2 protein-coding genes are annotated in these 1922 nt (G+C 47.5%); both read left to right on the top strand.

Features of this window, described 5'->3' with window-relative positions; genetic code table 11:
- Nucleotides 1-729: Hsp70 family protein (locus B3O33_RS07550; RefSeq protein WP_292363322.1), on the top strand; the 729-nt coding region annotated here is incomplete at its 5' end.
- Between the two features lie 81 nt (nt 730-810).
- Nucleotides 811-1922: molecular chaperone DnaJ (gene dnaJ, locus B3O33_RS07545; RefSeq protein ID WP_292360622.1), on the top strand; the 1112-nt coding region annotated here is incomplete at its 3' end.

The following is a 1922-nucleotide window of genomic DNA, read 5'->3' as shown; positions in this document are numbered from 1 at the left end:
CTGGGTATCGAGACCATGGGCGGTGTAATGACTAAACTGGTTGAGAAAAACACCACCATCCCAACAAAAGCGAATCAGGTGTTTTCAACAGCAGATGACAACCAACCTGCGGTGACTATTCACGTGCTGCAAGGTGAACGTGAAATTGCTTCAGCGAACAAGTCACTAGGCCGTTTTGATCTAGCGGATATTCCGCCAGCTCCACGTGGTACACCGCAAATCGAAGTCACTTTTGACATTGACGCCAACGGTATTCTGAACGTGTCTGCGAAAGACAAAGCGACTGGTAAAGAGCAGTCTATTGTCATTAAAGCTTCCAGCGGTCTGTCCGATGAAGAAGTTGAACAAATGGTTAAAGATGCTGAGGCTCATGCTGATGAAGACCGTAAGTTCCATGAACTGGTCACAGTACGCAACCAGGCGGATGGCTTGATTCATGCCACCAATAAATCACTCACTGATCTGGGTGATAAAGTGGAAGCGGATGAAAAAGCCAAGATTGAAGCGGCCATTGAGGAGTTACAACAGGCTCTGAAAGGTGAGGATAAAGCGGATATCGAAGCCAAAACCGCTGCATTATCAGAAGCTGCAGGTAAGCTGGCTGAACGTGCCTATGCTGAAAATGCAGAAGCAGGTGAAGGTGCTGCAACAGATGACGCAGCAGCACAAAGCGATGATGTGGTAGATGCCGAATTTGAAGAAGTCGATGACGACAAGAAAAATTCATAATCTTTCACACAATTAACTAAAAACAGGCGTAGGCATTGAGCTTGCGCCTGTCTTGTTTAAGAGATACAAGAAAAACAAAACATGGCCAAACAAGACTATTACGACCTACTTGGTGTATCACGCACTGCGACTGAAGCCGAAATCAAAAAAGCCTATCGTCGTATGGCGATGAAATATCATCCTGATCGTAATCCGGATGATGCAACCGCTGAAGCCAGGTTTAAAGAGGCTAAAGAAGCCTATGAAGTACTCTCTGATTCTCAAAAACGTGCGGCCTATGATCAATTTGGCCATGCCGGAGTGGATAACAGTGGTGGCGGTGGTGGTTTCAGAAGTTCTGGCGGTTTCAGCGATATTTTCGGCGATGTATTTAATGACATTTTTGGCGGAGGTGGGGCTGGCGGTCAAAGCTTTCGTGGTGCTGATTTAAGATACCGTCTTGATTTGACACTCGAAGAGGCGGTTGCCGGAACCACGGCTAAAATCCGTATTCCAGTCAACGTAGAATGTAAAACCTGTGATGGAACGGGCGCCAAACCCGGTACCCAGCCAGTCACCTGTACCACCTGCGGTGGCCATGGTCAGGTACGCATTCAACAAGGCTTCTTTACTGTTCAGCAAGCCTGCCCGCACTGTCATGGTACCGGCAAGATGATTCAGGATCCTTGTCATGACTGCCATGGTCAAGGCGTTGTACAAGAACATAAAACGCTTTCCGTTAAAGTGCCTGCCGGTGTGAACACAGGTGATCGTATTCGTCTTGCCGGTGAGGGTGAGGCTGGATCGCGTGGCGCACCTGCCGGTGATTTATATGTTGAAGTAGCCGTTAAGCGCCATGATGTGTTTACCCGGGATGGCAATAATTTATTTTCCGATGTACCGATCAGCTTTACCACAGCCTGTTTAGGTGGTGAATTGGAAGTGCCCACCTTGCAAGGTAAGGCGATATTAAAAGTACCGGAGGGCACACAAACCGGACAGCAATTCAAAATGCGCGGTAAAGGCGTTAAATCAGTCCGCACGGGTGAAGTAGGCGATTTAATGTGCCGCGTAATTATTGAAACACCGGTGAAACTATCGAAAAAACAGAAAGAGTTATTGCAGGAATTTGCCGAGACGATGGAAGGCTCTGGTGCTACTCATAGCCCAAAACACGAATCATGGCTGGATGCGGTAAAACGTTTTTTTGAATA

This window comes from Methylophaga sp. UBA1464, from assembly GCF_002325665.1.
Lineage (GTDB): Bacteria > Pseudomonadota > Gammaproteobacteria > Nitrosococcales > Methylophagaceae > Methylophaga.
Note: the sequence above shows the minus strand (reverse complement) of the source record. Positions and strands in the feature narration are given on the sequence as shown.